The sequence below is a fragment of the Clostridium nitrophenolicum genome, assembly GCF_055391695.1.
Genome location: NZ_AP042469.1, coordinates 1,378,292 through 1,401,709 on the forward strand (window position 1 = coordinate 1,378,292; position 23,418 = coordinate 1,401,709).

21 protein-coding genes are annotated in these 23,418 nt (G+C 31.8%); 17 read left to right on the plus strand and 4 right to left on the minus strand.

What is annotated here, in order from left to right; translation table 11 throughout:
- The first annotated feature begins 57 nt into the window (after positions 1-57).
- Positions 58-1,812: a pyruvate kinase gene (gene pyk, locus ACZ5N4_RS06390; RefSeq protein WP_464208200.1), complete on the plus strand. Its 1,755-nt coding sequence runs from the start codon at positions 58-60 to the stop codon at positions 1,810-1,812.
- A 70-nt stretch (positions 1,813-1,882) separates the two neighbouring features.
- On the opposite strand, the gene ACZ5N4_RS06395 is transcribed toward pyk, so the two are convergent.
- Positions 1,883-2,785, minus strand: a complete 903-nt coding sequence (locus ACZ5N4_RS06395) for a LysR family transcriptional regulator (RefSeq protein ID WP_464208202.1) — start codon at positions 2,783-2,785, stop codon at positions 1,883-1,885.
- 141 nt (positions 2,786-2,926) lie between these two features.
- Between ACZ5N4_RS06395 and ACZ5N4_RS06400 the strand changes: the two genes are divergently transcribed.
- From ACZ5N4_RS06400 to ACZ5N4_RS06460, 13 genes are all read left to right on the plus strand, one after another.
- Positions 2,927-4,102: a threonine synthase gene (locus tag ACZ5N4_RS06400; RefSeq protein WP_464208204.1), complete on the plus strand. Its 1,176-nt coding sequence runs from the start codon at positions 2,927-2,929 to the stop codon at positions 4,100-4,102.
- Between the two features lie 29 nt (positions 4,103-4,131).
- On the plus strand, positions 4,132-4,563 hold the full coding sequence (locus ACZ5N4_RS06405; protein ID WP_464208206.1) for a GlcG/HbpS family heme-binding protein: 432 nt from the start codon (positions 4,132-4,134) through the stop codon (positions 4,561-4,563).
- Positions 4,564-4,689: 126 nt separating this feature from the next.
- On the plus strand, positions 4,690-5,226 hold the full coding sequence (locus ACZ5N4_RS06410) for a cysteine hydrolase family protein (RefSeq protein ID WP_464208207.1): 537 nt from the start codon (positions 4,690-4,692) through the stop codon (positions 5,224-5,226).
- 99 nt (positions 5,227-5,325) lie between these two features.
- Positions 5,326-6,144 (plus strand): hypothetical protein, encoded by an 819-nt coding sequence (locus ACZ5N4_RS06415; protein WP_464208209.1) that lies wholly within the window; start codon positions 5,326-5,328, stop codon positions 6,142-6,144.
- Positions 6,145-6,919: 775 nt separating this feature from the next.
- Positions 6,920-7,183: a helix-turn-helix domain-containing protein gene (locus ACZ5N4_RS06420; RefSeq protein WP_464208210.1), complete on the plus strand. Its 264-nt coding sequence runs from the start codon at positions 6,920-6,922 to the stop codon at positions 7,181-7,183.
- A 145-nt stretch (positions 7,184-7,328) separates the two neighbouring features.
- On the plus strand, positions 7,329-7,604 hold the full coding sequence (locus ACZ5N4_RS06425) for a DnaD domain protein (protein WP_464210848.1): 276 nt from the start codon (positions 7,329-7,331) through the stop codon (positions 7,602-7,604).
- 18 nt (positions 7,605-7,622) lie between these two features.
- Positions 7,623-8,912 (plus strand): replicative DNA helicase, encoded by a 1,290-nt coding sequence (dnaB, locus tag ACZ5N4_RS06430; protein ID WP_464208211.1) that lies wholly within the window; start codon positions 7,623-7,625, stop codon positions 8,910-8,912.
- A gap of 610 nt (positions 8,913-9,522) precedes the next feature.
- Entirely contained in the window at positions 9,523-10,584 is a 1,062-nt protein-coding gene (gene xerA / locus ACZ5N4_RS06435) for a site-specific tyrosine recombinase/integron integrase (RefSeq protein ID WP_464208213.1), read from the plus strand.
- 151 nt (positions 10,585-10,735) lie between these two features.
- A complete protein-coding gene (locus ACZ5N4_RS06440) occupies positions 10,736-11,371 on the plus strand; it encodes a hypothetical protein (RefSeq protein ID WP_464208215.1) in 636 nt (211 codons plus the stop codon).
- 160 nt (positions 11,372-11,531) lie between these two features.
- On the plus strand, positions 11,532-12,566 hold the full coding sequence (locus ACZ5N4_RS06445) for a hypothetical protein (protein ID WP_464208217.1): 1,035 nt from the start codon (positions 11,532-11,534) through the stop codon (positions 12,564-12,566).
- Between the two features lie 176 nt (positions 12,567-12,742).
- Positions 12,743-13,129 carry a DUF6713 family protein gene (locus tag ACZ5N4_RS06450; RefSeq protein ID WP_464208218.1) on the plus strand — a complete coding sequence of 129 codons (387 nt, stop codon included), beginning with the start codon at positions 12,743-12,745 and terminating at the stop codon, positions 13,127-13,129.
- Positions 13,130-13,229: 100 nt separating this feature from the next.
- Positions 13,230-13,835, plus strand: coding sequence for a dienelactone hydrolase family protein (locus ACZ5N4_RS06455; RefSeq protein WP_464208220.1), 606 nt, complete (start codon positions 13,230-13,232; stop codon positions 13,833-13,835).
- A gap of 316 nt (positions 13,836-14,151) precedes the next feature.
- Positions 14,152-14,727: a DUF1444 family protein gene (locus ACZ5N4_RS06460; RefSeq protein ID WP_464208222.1), complete on the plus strand. Its 576-nt coding sequence runs from the start codon at positions 14,152-14,154 to the stop codon at positions 14,725-14,727.
- 306 nt (positions 14,728-15,033) lie between these two features.
- Here ACZ5N4_RS06460 and ACZ5N4_RS06465 read toward each other — a convergent pair whose 3' ends face one another.
- On the minus strand, positions 15,034-16,410 hold the full coding sequence (locus ACZ5N4_RS06465) for an aminotransferase-like domain-containing protein (protein ID WP_464208224.1): 1,377 nt from the start codon (positions 16,408-16,410) through the stop codon (positions 15,034-15,036).
- A gap of 150 nt (positions 16,411-16,560) precedes the next feature.
- Between ACZ5N4_RS06465 and ACZ5N4_RS06470 the strand changes: the two genes are divergently transcribed.
- The gene (locus ACZ5N4_RS06470) at positions 16,561-17,454 is read left to right on the plus strand and encodes a carbon-nitrogen hydrolase family protein (RefSeq protein ID WP_464210850.1); all 894 of its coding nucleotides are present in this window, start codon (positions 16,561-16,563) and stop codon (positions 17,452-17,454) included.
- 310 nt (positions 17,455-17,764) lie between these two features.
- Here ACZ5N4_RS06470 and ACZ5N4_RS06475 read toward each other — a convergent pair whose 3' ends face one another.
- Together ACZ5N4_RS06475 and ACZ5N4_RS06480 are read right to left on the minus strand one after the other, a co-directional pair.
- A complete protein-coding gene (locus tag ACZ5N4_RS06475; RefSeq protein WP_464208225.1) occupies positions 17,765-18,880 on the minus strand; it encodes an alpha/beta hydrolase family protein in 1,116 nt (371 codons plus the stop codon).
- Positions 18,881-18,892: 12 nt separating this feature from the next.
- Positions 18,893-19,960: an alpha/beta hydrolase family protein gene (locus ACZ5N4_RS06480; protein ID WP_464208227.1), complete on the minus strand. Its 1,068-nt coding sequence runs from the start codon at positions 19,958-19,960 to the stop codon at positions 18,893-18,895.
- Positions 19,961-20,084: 124 nt separating this feature from the next.
- Here ACZ5N4_RS06480 and ACZ5N4_RS06485 point away from each other — a divergent pair, with 124 nt between their 5' ends.
- A complete protein-coding gene (locus ACZ5N4_RS06485; protein ID WP_464208229.1) occupies positions 20,085-20,690 on the plus strand; it encodes a TetR/AcrR family transcriptional regulator in 606 nt (201 codons plus the stop codon).
- 855 nt (positions 20,691-21,545) lie between these two features.
- Positions 21,546-23,192, plus strand: coding sequence for a hypothetical protein (locus ACZ5N4_RS06490; RefSeq protein WP_464208231.1), 1,647 nt, complete (start codon positions 21,546-21,548; stop codon positions 23,190-23,192).
- Positions 23,193-23,418: the final 226 nt, after the last annotated feature.

A 23,418-nucleotide genomic window follows, 5' to 3' on the forward strand; every position in this document is an offset into this window, starting at 1 on the left:
CTCTGAAATCTCAGAGGGTTCACTTATTATGAATATATTTAAAAAGGAGAGTAAACTATGCAAAAGACTAAGATGATTTTTACAATCGGGCCTGCTAGTGATAGTGAGGAGATATTATCAAAGTTAATTGAAGCAGGAATGAGTTGCTCAAGACACAATTTTTCTCATGGCGACCATGCAGAACATGGAGAAAGAATAAACTTAGTAAAAAAGCTAAGAGAAAAATACAATAAACCAATAGGTATAATTCTTGATACTAAGGGTCCTGAAATAAGAACAGGATACTTTCCAGAAAAAGTAGAATTAGTTGAAGGAACAAAATTCACTATAGTTTGCGGAGAAGACGTAGAAGGAGATGCTACAAAATGTAATTTAAGTTATCGCGAGCTATATAAAGATGTTGTACCAGGCAACATGATACTAATGGCAGATGGCTTAATTGGACTCGAGGTACAAGAAGTAGAAGGAACAAATATTCATTGTATAGTAAAAAATAGCGGAATGATAAGCACTAAAAAGAATGCTAATGTGCCTAATGTAAAAACAAACTTACCTTCCTTTACAGAAAAAGATGTTGATGATTTAAGATTTGGTTGTGAAGTAGGAGTAGATTATATAGCAGCATCATTTATAAGAAAGGCTTCAGACGTTTTAGCTGTAAGAAAACTGTTAGAACAATTTGGAGGACATGACATACAAATAATCTCCAAGATAGAAAATCAAGAAGGTGTTGACAACATTGATGAGATAATCAAGTTTTCAGATGGAATAATGGTCGCAAGAGGAGATATGGGTTCAGAGATTCCAATAGAGAGAGTTCCATTAATCCAGAAGATGATAATTGAAAAGTGTAATAAAGCAGGTAAATTTGTTGTAACAGCTACACAAATGTTAGATTCAATGGAAAGAAACCCAAGACCAACAAGAGCAGAAGCCTCTGACGTAGCTAATGCTATTTTAGACGGTACTGATGCTGTAATGTTAAGTGGAGAGTCAGCAAATGGAAAGTGGCCTGTAGAGGCTGCTAGAACAATGGCAAGAATAGCTATGGAAGCTGAATCTAGAATAAACTATGAAGAATTGTTAACTAAAAAGAGAGAGACTCATATTTATAATGTAGCTAATGCTATAAGTTTAGCTACATGTACAACAGCATCAGGATTAAATGCTTCAGCAATTATTACAGCTACTCAAAGCGGACATACTGCTAAAGTTGTATCTAAATACAGACCAGCGTGTCCGATAATTGCAGTAACTCCAAGTGATAAAGTTGCTAGAAAGCTAGCATTAAATTGGGGTGTGTTTCCGATACTTGCAGAAAAGGTTAGCTCAACAGACGCATTAATAGAAAAATCTGTTGAGATTTCATTGCAAACTGGATATGTTAAGAAAGGCGATCTAGTTGTAATAGCAGCTGGAATACCTGTAAGCTATTCAGGAACTACTAATATGCTTAAAGTTCATATAGTTGGAGACATATTAGTTCAAGGTAGAGGTGCAGGTAATAAGCCAGGATATGGTACTGCTAGAATAGTTAAAAATGCTAAAGAAGCAGATGAAACTTTAGAAAAAGGCGATATTTTAGTTGTAAGAAGCTTAGATAGAGAATATCTGTCAGTATTAGATAGAGTTAGTGGAGTTATAGCAGAAGAGGGTGGATTAACATCTCATTTGGCTATAGAATGTATTACAAGTGAAGTTCCTCTTATCTGTGGAGCTGGTGGAGCTACTGAAATATTAAAAACAGGAGCATTTGTAACAATGGATGTTACAAGAGGAATTGTTTATAATGGAAGAGCGAATATAATATAAAAATCGCTTGTTAAACTTTATTGACATTTTAACCCAGAAGCATTGAATTACCTTGCTTCTGGGCTTCTTATTATTGATTTGCTTGCGATGAATAACGGGAAAAAGAGGAAGGCATAAAGTCTGCTAGCCATTGACTTACTGCTGATGAATTAATTCGCTGCCTATTTACTAACATATAGCTTTCTATACTTGGTGGTGTGCTTTCGAGAAGCTTTACTTCTACTAGAGAACCTTCTTCCAGAAACTTCTTGGCGGCGGACTCTATCATGAAGCTAAAGCCAATTCCTTCTTTTAAAAATTTAATGATGCTACTACTAATATTGATATCCAGTGGATATACATAGTTTTTCGGAAAAATTGAGTAGAACCATTCCTGAAATGGGGCAGTCATAATTGTAGAGCACAATAAAGGTAGATTTCTAAGCTCATTGTCTGTGATACCGCATGCAGTGGCACTATTCTGTGAACCAGTAACCAATATGATTTTGTCGCTATAGAAAGGCTCACATATAAATTTAGGAGATTTGATGTCCCAATATGTAAATGCAATATCTACCTGATCCTCATGAAGCATTTGTACCAGTTCTTCACTATGTTCAATAGTAACTTTTACTGCAATTTTTTTATTTTGCTGCATATATTTAAGAATCATATCCTGCACATGGCAATCGTAAATAGAGTGTACAGCACCAATATTAAGTGTATCGTTGAATAATTCCAGAGCTTTAAGCCTAAAAATAGCAGATTCTTGTATACTTAGCAACTGTTTAGCGTAGGGAAGAAAAGCTTCTCCCGCATTTGTCAGTTCCACATTCTTATTTGTTCGGATAAACAGGGTTTCCCCTATATTATATTCAAGATTTTTTATTCTGCTGGTGATGGTAGACTGAACCACATGAAGCTGATCAGCTGTTTTAGTAAAGTTTTTCAACTTAGCTAAGTAAATGAAGGTTATTAAAAGATCATAGTCCATACATCAAATCACCTCTTATCTATAATTAATATTTTCGATAGTTGCTATTCAATATATTCGTTATACAAATAGAAAAACCTCTTTTATAATCGAAGTTGTAAATAACTCGATAAAACTATTATACAGAAAAGAGGACTATTTATGTATAAGATGAATGAAAAAATTGAATCAATGTATTGTATTAAATGTGGAGAAAAATATCCGGTGGGAGATTATTTTTTAGGATGCCCCAAATGCCTAGAAAAAGGGGAAAATGCCGCTATTTCATTTCAGTATAAGGAAACAGTTTTCAAGAATTCTAGTATAAAAGGTATGCAGAAATATGGAAGTATACTTCCTTACGAAACATTTCCAACCTTAGGTGAAGGTGATACACCAGTGGTGAAGCTTGAGAAAATGGCAGAACTCTTGGGGGTTAAAGAAATATTTATAAAAAATGAGTTCCAAAATCCTACCGGTTCTCACAAAGACAGAATGAGTCCACTGGTAGTGGCTCGAGCACTTGAATTGGGCAAAAAAGGTATAGTAGCTGCTTCAAGCGGCAATGCAGGTATTTCCTTAGCAGCTTATGCTGCAAATTCAGGCTTGAATTGTAAAATCACATCATTACCAAATGTGAATATGGCCTATAAGACTGCTATTGAAGCAACAGGCGCAGAGCTAGTAATAGTTGATGAAGCTGATGATATAGCTACTAATGGTAGATGGGGTTATATGAGGAAAATGGTTGAAGAATATGATTGGTACCCTGGAACAAATTATATTTTACCAGCAGTAGGAAGCAATTGCTTTGGAGTTCAAGGATATAAGACCATAGCTTATGAAATATATGAGGAATTTGGAGACAATCTACCTGAATATATATTTGTGCCTGTATCCAGAGGGGACCTTCTTTGGGGAATATTTGAGGGTTTTAAGGAATTGATGAAGCTTGGATATATTGATGTCTTACCAAAGTTGGTTTGCGTGGAGCCATTTAGAAGACTTTCTAAAGTGTTGAAAGGGGAAGACTATAGAAAAGAATTTCCGGGCGAATATTCTTTAACCGCTTCCATAGGAGGGAGTACCGTAACTTACCAGTCCTATATAGCTATAAGGGATTCCGGTGGTTTTGCAATTGATATACCTCAAGATAATGTAATCGATGATGTCAGACAAATGGCTCATTTTGGATTATATCTTGAATCATCGTCCTCAGTAGTATTCAGTGCTTTAAAGACGGCAGTAGAAAAAAGGATACTGGATGAGAATTGTAGAATTCTTCTCATAGGAACGTCTAATGGATTTAAAAATAACCCTGAGATATTTCAGAAATAGAAAGTAATAAAATTAGGAAGGAACAGACTATGAATAAATTGCTTATGAAACCCATATTGACCCTTGAAGCCGCTAAAGTGATTTCTTCCGCTGCAGAAGCTGAAGCTGAAAATAACGGTTGGGCTGTAGCTATCGCAGTGACAGATGATAGAGGGGAATTAATACATTTTATAAGAAAGGATAATACAACAAATGCAGCAGTAGGTATAGCACAAAAGAAAGCCTTCCATGCAGCAAATTATAGACGAAATACCCTATTTCATGAGAAACTATTAGCAGAAGGAAAGGAGAATCTTGCTGTGCTGAGTTTACCTAACTCCATGCCTGTTGAAGGTGGCATGCAGTTGATTTATGAAGGTAATGTCATAGGAGCAATAGGAGTAAGCGGTGTAGCATCAGATGATGATGGACGAGTTGCACAAAGAGGTTGTGAAGCCTTTGAAAAACTAATGGCAGAGTGATTTTATAATTTATGAAGTAATTTTAGCAAACATTATCTTAGGGTAACAAACTAACACAAGCAATGCAAAGTTTGTTAATATAAAATAATAAGAAAAGATTATTTATAAGCGAAAGGAAGAAAACATATGAATAATATTGTTTTGATGGTTGTAGATGTGCAAACTGCACTGATTAAGAAACATCCTTATAATGAACAGAAAGTAATTGAAAATATTAAAAAACTCATTTTAACTGCAAGAGATAATAAGAAAGAAGTTATATATGTACGCCATGATGATGGAAAGGGTACTGAACTTGAGCAAGATACAGATGGCTGGCAGATTTACAATGATATAGCACCTAACAGTAGTGAATTTATCGTTGAAAAGGAGTATAATAGTGCTTTTCATAAAACTGGATTAAGAAAGTATTTAGAAAGTAAAGAGATAGATACCATTATACTTGTAGGACTTCAAACAGAATATTGTATTGATGCTACTTTAAAAAGTGCCTTTGGTTATGAGTATAAAATAATTATTCCAGAAGAAACAAATACAACTTTCGATAACGAGTATCTATCCGGTGAGAAACTTTATGAGTTTTATAATTATAAGATTTGGAATAAACGCTTTGCTAATGTTCTTTCAATGGACGATGCAATAAAAACTTTGCTAGACAATTAATGAATTTGCAATAAAGAATGTAAGATGGCTTACCTCAAGGAGTGTAAGCCTTTATTAGTATAACTACCCAAAGAAAAATAAAACTATGGTGGTGATTAATTGATAAATTTAAGAGAGATTAGAATTTCTATATTATACTTTTTAAATGTGGCAATAATGGTTTTAGTAATATTAGTAATAAGAAGATATCATTTACTAAGGGGTGATGTACATAGTATTGATATTAAAGGTATAATTCTTCTTATTATTGTTGCTATTATTATATTCGCTATAATTCCGTGTACAATAGCCTCCATTTACCATATGGTGAAAGCAGTAAGATATAATAAGTTTTATTATAAGGAGCATCATTATGCTGAATGGCATTATTCAAGAAATGAATGGATAAGTTTTATCATTAATAATTTTAAAAAAAATAATATAATTGAATTGAAATCTTTTAGAAAGGCAGCAGTATACTATTGCGCTGTTATGTTCCCAGCCCTTTTACTTGACGTTCTCTTAAACAGTAAGGATAGAAGGCATATTGTTGCTTTCCTATTAATTACGTTGATATGTTTTCTTTTATATTTTACAACAACTATGTCTAAAAATATCATAAGCGTAATTGACCATATATTATTTACAAACCGTAAGGTTATCTTAATGGGTAGTATTATTATAGTAAATGATGAAATTTTTAAATTTGATGTTTTTCTTAAAAGTAAGTTGATAAAAAAACAAATAAAAAATGGTAATATTGAAATTGAGTATGCAGTTCCAGCAAGATATTCAGATAGATATTCTAATAGACATTATTTAGATGTGAAGGATATAAAAAGGTTAATAATACCTATACCCGCTGGCAAATATGAAGAAGCCGAAAAATACATCAAATCACCACTTCCTACACAGAATAGGTTGCACAAAAATATGTAGATTTTGTTAAAACTTTGGAAAATAAGAAAGTCACTATCGTATACAATTGCGCTGGTGGCTTTTCTTTTTCGTAAAAAATTATGTTAGTTGATAAAGTATATTCATATTACTCTTGCTATCTTTGACCCCTCTTTTATGGGTTTTACGAGGCATTCTAAATGTCGTATTTTTCTTATGATTGCTCTTGAGCGATTCTCTGAAAAATGCTTCATTAACTTCTTAACACCTTTCTTACTATTATATTTTGGGTGAATGTATAAGCAAATGTCTTTCTGTAGGATTTACAAATATATTTCTGCTTATTGTTGAATTTATCATTCCTTAATACTTCTCCGTGTTCATAATGAAGACATACTTTTCTTTTTACAAATCTATTTTTCTCTAGCTTTATTTATAACTTTAGTAACAAATGAATCTAACATAAATACTTCTGTAAAATAATGCAATATTTCCTCCTGTTATGTTAATTCTAAAGATTGTATATCTTTCTTTAACAGAGCCTAATTAAAAAAACAATAAGACATAATTCTATCTTTTGTATAGGCAATATTTGATGAAAAAAGTGTTTTTGTATATAATATAGTCTTTAATCTCTGTAATAAATAACCAAAATGATTATTATAAGTAAAATAATAAGGATATTTAGGATAATATGGCGTAATAAAAAAAGAAGGATTACATTCAAAAGCTGTCTGTGCTTTAGGGGGTAAATCGTCTTTATATTATATAAGGAAAAATTAACAATACACAGTAAATTTTCAGGGGGAATGAATTTATGACATTAGAAGAGTTAAATGATGAAAGAATGGAAAGTGTAGTAGAGGGTGCTAAGAAAGGGGATAAGTCGAAAGTACAAATAATAGTTGATAACTTTCAGGGACTAATAAGGCACAGTTATGATGAATCTATTTATGAAAAGGTTAACATTGGCTGGGAGGATTATAGACAAGAATGTAATATAAAGATTATAGAATGCATCAATAGTTTTAAAAAGAAGAAGTATAGTCAGCGATGTAGAAAATGCTTCTCAAGACATTGAAGCTGAGGAAGATGAAGAAATTTTAAGTCCCTATGAAGGGGCTTGCAAGGACCTAGGGGAAAAAGAAACAAAAAAAGAAAAAGAAACAAAAAAATCTCCTTCTAAAAAAGGAAAAGCAAAAAATAAAGAAGAGGGGAGAAGGAGAATCTTACTAGAGTTTAATAAAAATATTCATCAGGCAACTAAATGTGATAGGGAAAAAATACGGCTTTGGAGCAGTGAACTTGAAGAAGGAGTTATAATTGCTGCCATCGATGAGGCTGTTAAGTATAATGCAAGGCATATTGGGTACATTGAAACTGTTATTAAAAACTGGACAGATCAGGGAATGACCACAGTGGAGAAGCTTAATAAAAGCAAGGATAAAGAGGATAGTTATGATAATATGTGCAATGCAGCGGCATATCAGTACGTAGACTAAAATTGGAGGAGATTTATTATGGAAATAGAGAAAATTTATAACCTAACTGCCGAGAGGAATGTACTTGGCTCTATACTTTTAAAAAATGATAGCATCTGTGAAGTTATAAACATGCTGGAGCCTGAGGATTTCTATAGCTCAAAGCATAATATAATATTTAAAAAACTAAAGGAACTGTATGAAAACAACATACCTGCAGATATTGTAACCCTTTGTGATAAGCTTGGAGAAAGCCTCAAGGAAGTAGGGGGAATAACTTATATAACTGAGCTTATAAACACCAGTATAACGGCATCTAATATAAAAAAACATGGAGAAATAATTAAAGAAAAATCCAATTACAGGGAGATTCTAAAAATATTTAATACGTCCTTGGACAAGCTCAGAAAAGGAAAAGAATCTCCAGAAGATGTAGTATACTATGCTCAGAATTCTTTTTTAAATTTAAATTCAGCTGAAATAAAAGAAAGTGAAGATATGGGAGAAATCATGCAGGATTTCATGGATACTCTTCAAAGCAGATGTGAAAAAGGTGGGGAGCTGCAGGGAATAAAGTGCGGCTATAAGTCAATAGACAGAATGCTTGGAGGTTTGCAAAAAGAGGATTTAATAATACTTGCTGCCAGACCATCTATGGGTAAGACAACCATGGCAGTTAATATGATTTTAAATTCTGTCTTCAAAGGAGGAGCAAAGGTTGCCTTTTTCAATCTTGAAATGGGAAAGACTCAGATCATAGACAGAACTATAGCTACTCACACTGGAATACCTATTGAAAATATAAAAAATGCTACACTAAGCGACGAACAATGGTTAAAGGTAACTAAAGCAGCCTCTACCCTTGCAGCTTCAAACATTAAAGTCTATGATAAAACCTTTAAACTAGGAGCCATAAAAAGTGAGTGCAGAAAAATCAAGATTAAAGAAGGTTTGGATATAGTGGTAATAGACCATCTTCAGCTAATAGACAGCGGTGAAAAGAATGAAAACAGAACCCAAGAAATTTCAAAAGTCACGAGAAAGCTAAAGCTTATGGCAAAGGAACTTGATATAACCCTGATTCTACTGTCGCAGCTTTCAAGAGCTCCAGAGGGCAGGAGTGATCACAGACCTATGCTTTCTGACTTGAGAGAGTCAGGAAGTATAGAGCAGGATGCTGACGTGATTATGTTTTTGTATAGAGATGAATACTATCATAGGGATAGTGAGAGTAAGGGGATTATTGAGTGTATTGTGGCGAAGAACAGGAATGGGGAGGTTGGGACTGCTAGGTTAAAGTGGAGACCGGAGATACAGAGGATTTGGTAGGCATTAAACTTAGGAAGAAAGCCCACATCACGGAGTGGAGTAGTGTGGGCTTTGTAAAATAGGTTGGCAGCAAAGAATTATTAACTGTCGAATGAAGTAGCTACAAAAGTAGTTCCATTGACTTATATAGACTATTTATGCAAGTTTTACCCATGAAAATAAAGGGAAATGGCATTATTTGTAGAATGTATAGTATGGATGGGAGAAATTGGTGTAGTAGATATAGAAGATATTAAGGGTGTTTTTGAAACGAGAAGATGATTAAGTAGCATTACACTCAGCTAAAGCTTAGTACAGTAGATAATGTCTATAATGGGAAGTCGGATATTTTCAAATGTTGTTAATTTATAAAGTCATGACATTTTCATTTTTTGTTGTTATACATTTTTGTTACAATTTAAGAAAGGTTATAAAGAATTAAAGTATGTTGTTATCAAGGACTTTTTTGATGGCATCAATCATAAGGGTAACTTTTATAAAGTGTAATCTAACAATGAAATGAATATTAAATAGTTATATAGTAACTGATAAAATATTGAATAGCAAAACAGATAATGGTAACAATTAAATTGTAAACATATGTTCTAATAATGATAGAGGAGTTTTTACCATGTCTGTTAAAGTGTCGAAACTTGAAAATGAGTTAATTATTACATTCACTTATTCAACAGAGAGAATAAATAAGATAAAAAGCATTAAGGGATATAGATGGAATCCAAATGAAAAGGAATGGTCAGTACCATTTTGTGATGAAAATATTAACATACTAAAAAACATATTTAGAAATGAACAATTATATATAGATTTTATTATTGATGAGAAGGCAGAAAGAATAATTAAATATATGGATGAACAGTTGAAATTGAAAGGATATAGTTTTAAGACAAGAACGACCTATATAAAGCATATAAAGCGTTTCTCCAGCTTTATCGATAAAGATTTAGATTCAATAACTGAACAGGACATAAGAAGATATATACTTTTCCTACTAGATGAACAAAATTCATCACATTCATATGCAAATCAAGCAATAAGTTCTATTAAGTTTCTCTGCAATGATACGCTAAAACAAGGGCAGACAATTGAATCCATTCCAAGGCCCAAGAAGGAAAATAAACTACCGAAAGTACTGAGTTTTGAGGAAGTAAAGAAAATTTTAGGTGCTCTTAATAATGAAAAGCATAAAACTATATTATTTTTAGTTTATTCTGCAGGATTAAGAGTAGGTGAAGTTGTAAGGCTCAGATCTGAAGATATAGACAGTAAAAGGATGCTAATTCATGTTGTTCAAGGGAAGGGTAAAAAGGATAGATATACACTTCTATCTGAAATTGCTTTAAATCAATTAAGAAAATATTATAGAATATTTAAGCCTGAAAAATGGTTTTTCCCTGGCCAGAATAAGGAAGAATTTCTTACTGAAAGAACAGTGGAAAGAATATTTGAAAAAGCATGTTTTCTTGCTAACATAAACAAAAAAGCATCAGTGCATACACTACGACATTCTTTTGCAACACATCTTCTTGAGGGAGGTACTGATTTAAGGTTTATACAAGAATTGTTAGGACATTCAAGTTCTAAAACTACAGAAATATATACCCATGTTACTAAGAAAAATCTTTCTAACATTCAGAGCCCATTAGACAAATTATCGAAAAATAAAATTTTTTGAACTGATTTAGTGATGTAAGATACAGTAATATTTCCCGACATGAATGTCGGGAATACCATTATATTTAGGGATAGAGCGACATAGAGTGTAGGAATACTTTAGTTAGGCGACATAAGAAAAAAGGTGCAAATTAATTAGGAGGAATATGTTCATGAACGTTTTTCAAAAACATTACAAAGTTACTTTATTTATAATATTAATTATTTTATTTTTTATTGGCTCCTATTTTAAACTTGACTATTTAGTGCAAGCAATTGGAGTATTAATTTCAGTTTTTACTTTTATTTATACTACAAAATCAGCATTAAATAATCTTAAGGATTGTTTATATTATTTAGCGTTTATTGCACCTATGATTGGATTGGCTTTAGGGTACTATGCAAACAACTCAAAATACCTTCCACATTTTCCATTCTCAGATTATGTGTATTATGTGATAGTATACTTTTTAATATGGTTATTAATAGTTAAATATGGAGAGTTAAAAACAGTTAAATTAGCAACATTTATTATTGCTCAGATATTAACTTCTTTATTTTTAATAACAAGTTTAGCATTGTATCTCATTCCGATTCAAGCGGTTAATGATTTTGTTATTTTAAATGGTGTAGACCTTATTGAAATAAGTAAGGTCTTCGGGTATGATTCAAGGAAAATTATTGAACTAGCTTTACAGATATTGCTATATCCAGCGTTACTAAATTCTTTAATAATATATATCATAGCAGAGTTAAGACAATATAGAGAGGAAAGGAAGATACATAGTGACTATAATAACGTCGCCTAACAAAATACTCAAGTCCGCTTTGGCTTAAGAAGACAGCCAAAGTACATTCCTTCACCAGCGCGAGCGCAGCCAAGGAGTATTCCTCTGGGGTCTGGTTCAGGAACGTCTTGATTACGAAACGTTAGACGAAATTGCTTATCAGATAAAAGGAGAGTTAAGAATGAAAGATGAAAAATTAAGAATCATATATGCACCTTCACTTATTATTAGTAATCCTAAAATATTGACAAGCCTGTGCATTTTATATGATGAAGTAATGCTGTTTAATAACAAATCTATTGATGAAGAAAATGAGGAATTAGACAAAATATTTAATTCAAATCAAGTAACTAGTAAGCATATTGAGAAAAGTAAATATATCAATGGAACGTTAAATCTATTGTCAAATGAAAATATAGTTAAAGTCTATACGTCTGAAAATGCTTATACTTATTTTAGTAAGGCTGGTGAACTTGAAACTGGATTTGAGTTTGAGGAAAAAGAAAATAAACAATATTTTAAAGCAGACGCTTCTGGAAAAAATAGCCTTACCAAAAATATTATCGACTTTTTAGCTCAACAACAGAAGTTACAAGGAAGTGTAAAAATTAGTGATTTGCTTAGAGCTGTAATATTATATGGAGTATCAGAAGCGTATAAAATTCCCGTTATTTCTTTAGATAGCGATTATGGAACGGGAATGAAAGTTAATAATCTAGATTATGTTCGCTTTTTATCTGATCACTTAGCATTAACGTCTGTTTGCGAGTTAGCATTACCCGAAATGGTTTCAACTGATCCGGAGGATATAGTGATTGCACGAGAGCAACTAAAGGATGAGCTTATGGAATTTAGGGCGGGCATTCTAGATTTAACATATACACTTTATCAAACAATAGGGAAAGCACATACTTATAATGATGTTGTACATGAATGTTCCATGCTTGTTAATACCAAAATTAAGTCCTCAATAATAAGCCTTGAAAATAAGATAAGACATCACAAAAACAGTAAGATAAAGAAACTACTTCTATTTGGAGGTAAGTTACTAGTATCAGGAGGAAACTTATTAGCGTGCTCTAAAGAGACAAAAGATTTACTAGGAGCAGGGACTTCAGTTCTCGATACTTTTTCTGATCTATCTAACCTAGAAAAACCAGAACATAAGATTGCATCTTTTATGGTAAAGCTTGATAAAAGGTTAAAAATTAGGTAAAAAATTGTACTTCGCCTAACAAAATGTTCAAGTCCGCTTTGCATGAAAAGACTGCAAAGCACATCTGCGAAGCCAAGTGCAGTCGCTCTAGGCTTCTTGACGTCTTGAACAAGGAACGTTATACGACATACTAATGAAAGAAAATGCGATTTAGAAAGAGTAAGGAGGGAACTGATTTGGAACTATTAATAAAAGATCTTTTTGCCTTGAATTTTTCACTAATTCTATTACATGAAATGGATGCAATTCGTCAACAGGAATGGAAATTATTTATTTTTCTTAAAGATATGAGAGACGATGTAGCTTACTGTGTTTTTACAGCAATGCATATGCCACTTTATTTTACAATAATACTTTTATTAGTGGATAGTTATGGGAAATATTATACAGCTATAAGTGTAGGATTGGACATTTTTCTTATATTTCATACTGTAATTCATTTTTTTTTCAGAAATAAAATCAATAATAAGTTTAATAATATGTTTTCAAATCTAATCATTAATACCGCAGGCATTGTTTCGTTAATACATATTTCTATTTATTTTAAACTATTTGTTCAGTAAGTGTAGAGTTTTTAATATTACAAGTGGTGAAGGAATTCTTTATCATTAGTAAGATAGAGAATTAATAAAAGGTTAATTTAGTTACTATAAGGAGGCATTTATGAAAATTATAAATAATTCTGATTCTGTAATTATAATATTACATGAAATATACGGAATTAACCAACATATGGAGATGGTTTGCAAGAAGTTTTCTATGGTAGGATATGATATTATTTGCCCAAACATAATTGTTCAAAATCATCCTTTTAGCTACGACTTGGGAGAAAAAGCCTACCAATATTTTATGAATAACATCGGATTTGATTTAGCGGTAGAACAAGTAAAACAGCTAATAATACAAGCAAAAAAAGAATATAGACAAGTTTTTTTATTAGGCTATAGTATAGGTGCAACAATTGCATGGATATGTAGCAGTGATAATAATATGTGTGATGGTATCATAGGGTATTATGGCTCACGAATTAGAGATTATGTAAACATTACACCTAAATGCCCAGTATTACTGATTTTTGCAAACCAAGAAAAATCATTTAATGTAAAAGAATTAGTTGATTCTTTGAGAAAAAAGAATATTGATATTCATATACTAAGCGGAAAACACGGGTTTTGTGATCCGTTTTCTAACAACTATTGTTCCCATTCTTCTGAAGAAGCAGGAATGTTAACAGGTAACTTTTTAAAGAAAATAAAGTATGATTGTTAAATATACGGCTTATTATACATTCTTCTTAAAATCTGAATCAAAAGTATCTTAAAGAGTGACTTAAACTTAATGTTTTGAGTACCAAAAAGGATTTTATATAGTGTAAATTTAGAGTATAGTGTCTATGGAATTCATCTAACAAAAAATTCTCGTGTAGCTTGGATTGAAAAGACAGCCAAGCTACACCTGCGAAGCTACAAAAAGAGCTTTTTAAGCTTCTCTGTGTCGGGAATTAGGAACGTTATACGAAATGTACAAGCAAAAAAAGTGAGCATTGAATAACAAATAAGATACATCAGAAGAAGGGAAGTGCAAGATGTCAGTAAACAGAAAACTATGCGATCAGGGAATTGCTTACCTCAAACCTATTATAAAGGATGATGAGTTAAGTGACGAGGAGCCTATTTTACTTGAGAATATAGACATGATGTTTGAAACAACATTTAATGATGAATTATTTATTTCTTATCTAGTTGATGATAAGAAAACTCACATGTTTAGTTATATCCAGAATAGGCATTTGTCTGGGGAAAACATCTCTCCGAAAGAAATGCACGAAATAGGGATTAATAATCTAATAGATAAGGCTAATGAATGCTTAAGAATACAAGAATATGGTAATGGTGTTTATACCTTATTCTTAGATGGGAACTTTGAAGCTAGTTTAATATTAATTGATATTCTATGGGATAGTATTTTAAAGAAATATATTAAAAATAATTATGTGGTAGCAATTCCATCAAGAGATGTTCTGGTGTTTTGTGATATAAAATCTGAAATTGCTATAGAAGAGCTGAAATCTGTTTGTACTAGAGTAGCTGAGAACGGAGATCATCTTCTGACCAATACATTATATTATCGTAAAAATAATGGATGGGAGAAATACCTTTAATATAGAGAAAGTACTGAGAATGCTTGTACACATCGTATAACAAAATACTCCAGTTCGCTTTGCATAAAAAGACTGCAAAGCACACCTGAGACCCTAAGCGACGTCGCGCTAAGGGTCTCGGCATCTGGAGTACGAGACGTTATCTGACATTTATTCAAAATAGGATGGGTGTAAAAACGAAGAGGAGTACGGTATTCTTATTTAGGATTACAATTAAAAAATATTTGTTGGAGCACCTCATTGTTCTGGTTCGAACTTTGGGGTGCTTTTAGTTTGTGTTTGAAAATATATCATAATAAGCTAAATTCATATTTTATGATAAGAATCAAAACAGTCATTATCGTCAGCTAAATATTTCTGTATAGTATCTAGTACTATAGGAATACTTTTTTTAATTTTTTCTTCATTTGTTTTACTTATGCTAATTCTAAAATAATTATCATTTTTATATTCTCTCAAAAAACAAGTCCTTGTATCTAACAATTGTATATTTTGATTGGATAATGTGCTTATTATTTTGTCATATCGCAAATTATTATCTACATAAATACAAGCAAAATATCCAGATTTAGGGATATTCCATTTTATTTTAGATTGTTTAAATGACGAAAGAGTGTTTTCTAAGCAGCTCATTCTATCTGAATACAATTTGCTTATTTTTTTCCTGTGTTTGCTCAGCATACCACTCTTTAAATAAATTTCTAAAGCACCTTGAGATAATATTGGACTATTCATATCTAACCATTTTTTATATTCTAGGAAAGTATTTATGAGTAATTTAGGCAGTATAGTTGCTGCAATTCTTAAACCAGGTATAAGAACTTTAGAATAGCTTTTTAAATAAATTACTTTTGAAGAAGTGTCATAAGCAAATATAGGATCAGATTTCTTATCTGTTTCTAAATCAGCCATAATATCATCTTCAAGAATATATACATTATATTTTTGAGCTATTTTTGCAATTGCTTCTTTTTCTTGCCTAGTATATGAGTTACCTGTTGGATTATGAAATCTAGGGATGGTATAAAAAAATTTAATGTTGCCGTATTTAAACAGTCTTTCTAACTCTTCAAGATTTATGCCATTAAATCCTCTCTCAATTCCCATTGCAGGAATATTATTTAATTCTAGTACTTTAATCATCCCATAATAAGTAGGTTGCTCCACAAGAACCTTAGAGTTTCCATTCGGAAATGGCATAGTTGCTAAGATACTCAGTGCTTGTTGAGACCCTGTAGTTATAACAATATTCTCAGGCTTTGTAAATACTTGATACTCCTCTAGATGATTAGATAAAATCTGTATTAATGAATTCAATCCCCTTGGATTACAATATGTAAACAGATTCTCTTTATAAAGTTCTATAGCATTATTTAAGCAATGTTGAAATTTTTTATAAGGCAAAGTCTCAATATCTGGAGATCCAGATGAGAAATCGATTAAAGGATTATCATACGAATTATTATTATAAAGATCACTTTCTAATACATAATACCCACTTTTCGATAAAGAATAAACTACATGCTCCTTTTCAAGTTCAGCATAAGCTTTTAAAACTGTACCAACACTACACTCAAATAATTGAGATATCCTTCTTAGTGAAGGTAATCTTTTCTTTGCTGCTAAATTTCCACTTGAAATTTCATTTTTTATATATTTAACATTTAATTGATACTTCAGCAATTTAAACAGCTCCCTTGATCTTGTACTATAACAGATTGATGTTTTATTAATTGATACTGCAATTATACTATAATATAATCAAAACACAAACCATATAAAAAATAATGAAGGGACGTAAAAGATATAGAAAAAAAATTAAAGATTTCTGTTATTCAAGATTCTCCAGTTATATTTAATCTTGAAAAAACTACGGACAAGACTATAGAACTTACAAGAAAAGCAGCTTCGAACGGATCAAAGCTTGTTGTTTTTCCTGAAAGTTTTATACCATGTTATCCAAGAGGACTAACCTTCGGCATGGTAATAGGAAGTAGAACTCAGGAAGGAAGAAAAGATTATCAAAGATATTATGACAATTCAGTGGCGGTACCTGGTCCAGAAGTGGATAGGCTGGCAGAACTTACTAAGGAATTAGGTATTTATTTGTCAATAGGAATTACTGAAAAAAATGGCTATGGCCTTGATGGTTCATTACATTGCTGCAATTTATTTTTTGGTCCTGAAGGATATTTAGGAAGACATAGAAAATTGAAACCAACAGCTGCTGAAAGAGTTATATGGGGTGAAGATGATGGCTCAACAATTACTGTAGTAGATACTCCTTATGGAAAAATGGGCTCATTAATATGCTGGGAAAATTATATGCCCCTTGCAAGAATGGCAATGTACATGAAGGGTGTAAATCTGTATATCGTACCTACAGCTGATCAAAGAGAAGTATATCAAGCTACGTTAAAACATATTGCCTTTGAAGGAAGATGTTTTGTAATCATGAGCAATCAATATGTTGAAAAATCAATGTATCCAACTGACTTAGAATATTATAAGGATCTTGAAAGTCAGCCTGAGGTTATGTGCAGAGGGGGTAGCTGCATAATAGATCCTTATGGAGAATATGTAGTTGGTCCATTATTTGATCAAGCAGGTATTTTAACAGCTGAAATTAACTTGGATCAAATTGTACAGTCAAAGTTTGATTGGGATCCCGTTGGTCACTATAATCGACCAGAAATTTTAAAATTTGAAATAAATGAAAATAAGTAAATTTATAGAATTTAGAGATGAGAAAAGAGCCAAATCCAATTTGAATTAATATATTAAGCCTTAATTACTGTTCAATTGGTAATTAAGGCGCTTAGTATTTTATAAAAAAATTTAATTTATAGAGGAAAATAGTGAGAGGAGCGAATAAGAGATATTTACCCCGTGTTCCGCCTAAAAGGAAGAATAACATGGAAAACATGAAAGAACTAACACTTGTAGAACTTGCTGATCGTGATGCTATACGCGGTCTCATTGATGAATATGGATTTTAATGGTAGCAGCTATATGATATGACGACTAATTCAAGAAATTATATAAGTTTTCTCTTAAACCAATCAATAATTTCCGGAAATACCTCGTCTAAATAGTCCTGAGTACAGTGTTCTGCCGGTTCATAATATTTCAGCGTCTTTTCCCCCTTGGCCCACCTCATTACCTTGTCAGCATGTAGCTTAGGTGTAGGCATAACCTCATCCCTGCCTGCATGATAGAATAATAAAGGTACCGTCAAGCTTGGATCACGTTCAATATCCCAGTCAAATTTATCAACTGCTTGCGCTAGTGTATCACATCCGGTCATATATGTGACTCCACGCTGCCAAATAGGGTTTAGCTTTTTTAGCCCATTTAAGCCTCCGATAAATACAAGGCCGCTATTTCCGACCACACATTTCACTCTCTTGTCATGGGCTGCACACATCGGTGCCAAATATCCACCAAGACTAAATCCTACTAGGCCGATACGATCAACATCTATTCTAAATATCTGATTTTGTTCAAAATAGTCAATAATTGCAGATACTGCTTTATGATATATCTTCACATCAAATTTCATGTTCTTCCACATTTCTCCTTGTCCTGGTCCGTCAAAGGTAAAGTAATTAAATCCATTCAGTTTAAATAAATTTCCTTGTGAATTGCCTTCTGCCTCTTTAATATTATCCATCCCATTTACAAATATAATAAGTGGACTGTTAGGTATACTAGAGAGTCTCAAGTATCCCGGAATCTTTATGCCATCAAAAGGGATTTCGATGCGTATGGGTCTTTCTTTTTCATCATATAGTTGTATTGCTCTTTGGTAACTTATTCTTGCTTTTTCCTGGGTTTTCTCTTTCTGATTGCTGTCGATAAAGAATATATGCTGCCCTGTATGGTAACACCCCACAGCTTCATGGAATAACCCCCGAGCTTTTAATCTATTACCTTCCTGTAATGCTTTTTCAGCCTTCTCAAAAAGTTCATCACCTTCCTTAGTCCATTGATTACACCATTGGAGCCAATTTGGTATTCTTGCTACTACTCTCTTTAATCTTCCGTAATCTATACCGAAGGATAAAAATCTTCCATACCACCTGTAGTAGACTCTTTTCTCATTAAAAATAAAGTTAAACATAAGCTTTTCTTTAAAAGTTAAATTCACCATAAAACTACCCCCTTACTTCAATTTGTCCATAAAGAAATCAGTAAACAGTGTTATCGTTTCGGTTGCATGATTTGTAACACAATGGTTGCCATCCTTCCATAGTTTTAGTGTTTTATCATTTGATCTGGCCTCATTATAAATCCTTTCAACACCTTCAACGCTAAAAATCGGATCTGGTATGCCATGATTAACTAATACTGAACAGTTTATATTTTTGGCAAATCCCTCCATGGTCATATTGTTTATGAATGTGTCTAGTTCAGTGCCTTTTTTATTTGATAGGGCAGAAAACACTTTTGTGAAATGAGGAAGAAAATTAATAATCTCTTTTGGAGAATAGGAACCTCCATTTATTATGCAAGCATCCAATTTGTTGCTTACAGCAGCAGTTCTTGCAACCAAATATCCTCCAAAACTATATCCGATCATGCCTATTTTGCCGAACCTGCTATCCATTGAAATGTATTCAACAATTTCTTTCAGAGCTTCCTCATTATACAGATCCATATACATCTTATTAAACAGTCTTGTCTCTCCTTGACCTGGCCCATCTATCATAAGATATGCAAGTCCTCTCTCTGTATAATAATTGCTGTAATTGTGGTGTTCTTCACGCCATCCATCAGCACCGCCGATAGAAATAACTATTGGTATTTTTCTATTAATATTCTGAGGCACTCTTAACCACCCCACCATCTTGCCAGCCTTGTATGGAACTTCAACTCTTTCAATCGGTGGATCAAAAAGCTTTGCAGCTTCAGTATAGCAGTCTATCAGCTTTCTATACATGTTTAGCTTTTTGTCAGTATCTGGAATGATCGTGTATTGTCCTACCCTGTATGCCGCAACAGCATTAAGGTAAAAAGTTCTTGCAGTGGCAAAGTGATCATGAACTATAGCAGTATCAGCTAATGAACGCCAGTTGTCACCTAAGTTTTCGCAAGTATTAGCATAATCAAGTCCATTTTCAAACTCTCTCATAAGTATCACAAAATCATTAATGTCAAGGCCATTGGAAATTGCTCTGTCAATGGGCAATGTGCGAATTGTTGCATTAATTTCTTGTTTATTTTGATTCATAAATAAGACCTCCTTATTAAAGTTTTAGCACAAGTGTACTAATTTATATTTTTATATTAGTACGCTTGTGCTAATATGTCAAGTATGATATTCTATATGTGAAAATTTTTTTGGAGGGTATGTCATGGCAACTAAAGATATTATTTTAGAAAAAGCAATTGAATTGTTTAATAAAAATGGATATTCTGAAATCTCTATGCGTGATATTGCAGATGCAACTAATAAGAGCGTGGGCAATATTACATATCATTATAAAAAAAAATCAGACTTGATTTATGCTATTGTTGAACTACAATATGAAGACTTTCAATCTCTAGACTTAAAAACGGATATTGATTTATTAGATTTTAATGAGCAGTTGAAAACAATGCTTAACTTTCAGAAGAAATATTGTTTTTATTTTAGCAATATGATTGAGCTCAGAAAAAAATATAGCGAGATGAAGGAGTTTCAATCAAAGGTAAGAAAAATACTTATTTCGCATTTTTGTCAGGTTATTGAGAGCTTTGAAAGAAAAGAAATATTCAGAGTATCTCCTAATGAAAAATTACGAATATATCAGGCAAAGGGAATTGTGCTATTGATGATGTCATGGATGCAGCAAATTTCATCAGATACAACTGAGCAAATTGATGAGCTTTTAGAAATTGTATGGAGCATACTGTATTCTAACCTGACGGAAAAGGGGATTGTATTGTACAACCAGGTTGGTATATCTAAGATATACTAACTTAGTTTATTCTCGTAAGTTTACATTTATAAGGAACTATGTAATGGCATTATAAATAAAGCTTCAAAAGAAAAATTAAAAACGAATAATGCCCAGAGTCATGAATTATAAATGACTCTGGGCTGTTTTGCTTTATAAGTAATTAATTTATAGAATTTAGGGATGAGAAAAGAGTTAAGTTCACAAAAAGTGCACTAGATAAATCTATAAAGAAACATGATGGGATATTAAGTAATGAAGCTTTTATAGAAAGTTTACAGGATAAAACTTTTAATATTATATTAAAAGTTTTATTATTGGTATATGCAAAAGTAGTTATAAAAAATATGTTTTTATCTGTAAATTAAAATACTAATATAGCGCAATATGGTATAATTAAACAAGGAATATTTTTACGTATTTAATATAACTTAGGAGGAGTACATTATGTCTATAATGTGAAGAATGAACAATGAAATCTAGATTTTATTGTCGATGCGAAGACAGAAAAAATAATTTCATAAACTCAGACATTTTTTTGATACATATCTTCTTAAGGGAGGTATTGATTTAAGGTTTATGCAAGAACTGTTAAGGACTTTCATGTTCCAAAACTACAGAAATATATACCAATGCTACTAAGAAAATTCTTTCTAAAATTCAGAATCCATTAGACAAATTAGCGAATACAAAAATTTCTTCAAATGTGTAAAGCGATGTAAGATACAGTGATATTTCACGACATGAACGTCGGGAATACCACTATATTTAGATATAGAACGACATAGATTTCAGGAATATTTAAGTTAGGTGACATTATTAAGTAAGTATAAGTAGATAATTATAAGAAAGTAATAAATTTTGTTGAGGTGTATTATGAAGTATTCAATAAATGATGATTATAAAAATATTAAAATGCCATATGCAGTGGCAATAGTACCTATTAAAGACTTAGTAATAACTGAAAAGTATAGCATAAGCAATATTAATTTGTATCCTCCCAACTCCATTAACAGAAGGGAATTAAATAATAACAAAGTTGATTTTACATTTAATGATTTTGAAGAGAGTTTTTTTAACTGTACATTATTAACATTCCCTATTGAGCATAAAAGAGATAATATCATTGGTACTTTAATGCCTAATAAAAAAAATAGTGTTATGAGTGAAGTTTTGGGTAAATCTGACGAAATCATGAGCATATTTATTTATATTTATTGCAATTTTGATATGGTTTCTAACTTACCTCAACACTCTGGATACATAAAAGATATATATACTGGTATATTAATATTTTATCCTGAATTAGGCAATTCTGACTTTATATTTGAAAAGCTTAAGACAACAAGTACTTTAATAGGAAATGGCATGAATATTGACATTTCCTATGATAAAGAAATAATAGATAAATACATGAGTATATTTAATGATGATTGTAAAGAAGTAGGAAATATAATTAAGCATTCATTACGGCTATTTTCAAATATAATCTATAATAATAATAAAACTAACAAGTTCATACTAGCTATGAGTTTAATTGAATATTTGGCAAATCCATATGAATATACAAAGATGCAAAAAGCGAAATCATTTATTTTGCCATTTAGTACAGATAGTAAAAAAGAATATCACAGGATGTGTGAAAGATTTTTGGACTTAACTGGAAAGAAAGTTGATGGGGTAGAAGTTGGATTAAGAACATGTATTGTACATAATGGTAAAACTATTGAGGAATTAATAGATAGTGATTATAAAGTGAATTTTATTTTGAGAGAAGTTCAAGATTATATTTGCAACGCAATAAACTCCATGGTTTTATTATATAGGGAAGAATGGGAAGAAGTTGAAAAAGAAGTTAACAGAAGGTATTCGATAATCGAAAACAATAGGAAAGAAACAGAAGATGTAAAAAAAACCATGGATGTGCTATTTTTTATTGATTATAGATTTCTTAATAATTCTATTAAAGAAGTTTATCAACTTTACCCTAATCATAAAAATAAAAAAATTAATATATCAGGGCTGTTATATTTAATTGCAAAACAAGTCGATATCGATAGAAAAGGATATACCATACCTGTCCAAGTTGCATATGACAAAGATGAATCTATATATAATTGTTTAGATGAAAGAAGAATTAGTGAGTTAGAGAATTTAGGTTTTGATTCTGATATTGGTCAATTTGATATCTATGCTGCAAAAGCTAACATTACATATGATAGCTACATGGAAAACCTACTTACACATTATTTGTATGAAATGAATTATGATATAAACGAGACAAGCAAGTTCGCTAAAATTGTATTAATATCTGATAGAAATAGTATCAGTAAAAGTTTATATGAGTTTGCTGAAAAATCATGTAAAAAAATTATTGTTGGAAGATTAGATAATAAGAGAACAACTACATACCCACAATGCACATGGTTTGATATACAGATACTTCTAATGACATTGCTAAATATTCAACCTTGGGAAGAGTGTAATGATAACTTTATATATGATATTACTCAGGCGGATTAGATTTAATAGATATTTAAAAAAGAACTTATCAACAATTTGCAATTTAAAGCTAAAACGTCACCTAACAAAGCACTCCTGTTCGCTGTGGCTTACTTTGGTGAAGGGCTTTGGAGAGCCACAGCAACCTCATAAAGCTAAGATAAGAGCTATCTAAGCTTTATAAGGTTCAGGAGTGCAAAACGTTAGATGAAATCCTGTTCAAGTGAATGCTAATTTAAAGTGATTT